We start from the raw sequence: 1555 nt of genomic DNA on the forward strand, positions 1-1555 counted from the left end.
ACTCCCACCGTCCTCTCACCCACACTGCGCCCTAACATACTCCTGCCACCCCAGAATCATTTGTTCTGGAATAGTAAGATGAAACTGTCAGAAATTAGATAATCAGCCTAATTTTGCCCTTACCAGACAATCTTTAGCTTCTAATAACTTACGCAATCCTGCTGATTTTTCAGCACCATCAGGTAATGATTCGTCCATGAGGCGAGCCAAATCACCAATAGGCTTACTAACTTCTTGTAAGTGCGCTGGTAGATGTGAATATTCAAAGTATTTCATAATTGGTGACATAATGACCTCGATTCATTGTTTACATTCAGTATTAACATATTCCTGCAAATATCTCAGTTTTGCCCGGTCGTTGATGATGCCTTCTCGGATATCGAGAACAGCTTGTCCAGTTTCTCTAGGGAGTTCGACGGTGGTGTCATTGACCACGCTGCCGGAGGAAGTGGTTTCATGCACTGGACAGCTGGCTTGGATGCGCAGCTTGCGACGACCAGCGGCAATATCAGCCCGAAGAGTGTCGATTTCAGTCTTGGCATTGGCGAGTTCCTGAATGTGAATCTTGTCTAGTTCGGAAAGATGTTGGATACGCTCTTGCTGCTGATTTATCGCGATGGCCTGTGCGTCATACTGTCGCTTTAACCTACGGTATTCTTCTGCCTTGTCCTGATACTCGCTGTAGTAGAACCAGAACAAGCCAGAGACAATCACCAGAGCACCGAGGGTGAAGTACTGGCTGTTGAGTTTCATCTCGTCCGCCTTATTGGGTTCGTGTTGTTTTACCCTTACCTGTTTCAGCCAGAACAAGATCAAGAACTAAGTCGGCAGCCTGTCCGATTAAGCCTCTTATCTTGCTTTCATGTTCAGGTCTGACCTTCTTCCATTCATTGAGTCCCGTGCCAAACACACTAGCGAGCTGCTTATCTCTTTTTAACTCAGCACAGGCCTGATTAAGTTCTTCCATCACGTTACGTTTACGGGGATTGACCGCCACACCCTTTGTCCAGTACTCATAAAGCGCATCGTCGCATTCATTTTGATAACGGATAACGTTATCTCTGATTTCGGGTTTAACTTTGTTGGGGCTGATAGTCGCTAACCAGCCAGCAAGTTTGCGAAGAGCGAGGCAAATCATACTGCGCTCTTTGCCATCTGCGGCAACTATCACGATTTCCGTGATGGTTGATTTAAATCTTTGTTTTAATTTCTCAAATTGAGGTTGCCATGTTAAACCCATACCTTCAACAATGGGTTTCATTGGCACATAGGGTTCATTGTTGTATTCCACAACATAAAGTTCATCGTTATAGAAAGGGACTGTAATTGTATGCATCTTGCGTATTCCTATAGAAATAAGAGCCTGCTGACGTAGAAATATCGCCCATGAGAGGTCGCCACCTAGCGATACTTCTCAGGCTCTATTTCTATAAGCTCATGATTGGGTTTAGCGCACGTCAGTACGCCGATAAAAAGAAGCCCCGCAAAAGCGAGGCTCAGAATTCAAAGTAGATTTTTTCGAATATCACGTAGGATCTCATGACAAAAACATCTG

The 1555-nt window shown here is 44.7% G+C and carries 3 protein-coding genes; all 3 read right to left on the reverse strand.

Annotation, left to right across the window (positions count from 1 at the left end):
• Positions 1-102: 102 nt before the first annotated feature.
• From AAC855_RS21090 to AAC855_RS21100, 3 genes are read right to left on the reverse strand one after another with little or no spacing between them, the layout of a single operon-like run.
• Positions 103-288 carry a hypothetical protein gene (locus AAC855_RS21090; RefSeq protein WP_340612102.1) on the reverse strand — a complete coding sequence of 62 codons (186 nt, stop codon included), beginning with the start codon at positions 286-288 and terminating at the stop codon, positions 103-105.
• A 12-nt stretch (positions 289-300) separates the two neighbouring features.
• Entirely contained in the window at positions 301-753 is a 453-nt protein-coding gene (locus AAC855_RS21095; RefSeq protein WP_340612104.1) for a lysis protein, read from the reverse strand.
• A 10-nt stretch (positions 754-763) separates the two neighbouring features.
• Complete coding sequence (locus AAC855_RS21100; protein ID WP_340612105.1) at positions 764-1336, reverse strand: phage antirepressor N-terminal domain-containing protein; 573 nt, start codon at positions 1334-1336, stop codon at positions 764-766.
• Positions 1337-1555: the final 219 nt, after the last annotated feature.

This window comes from Xenorhabdus bharatensis (assembly GCF_037996705.1).
Classification (GTDB): domain Bacteria; phylum Pseudomonadota; class Gammaproteobacteria; order Enterobacterales; family Enterobacteriaceae; genus Xenorhabdus; species Xenorhabdus bharatensis.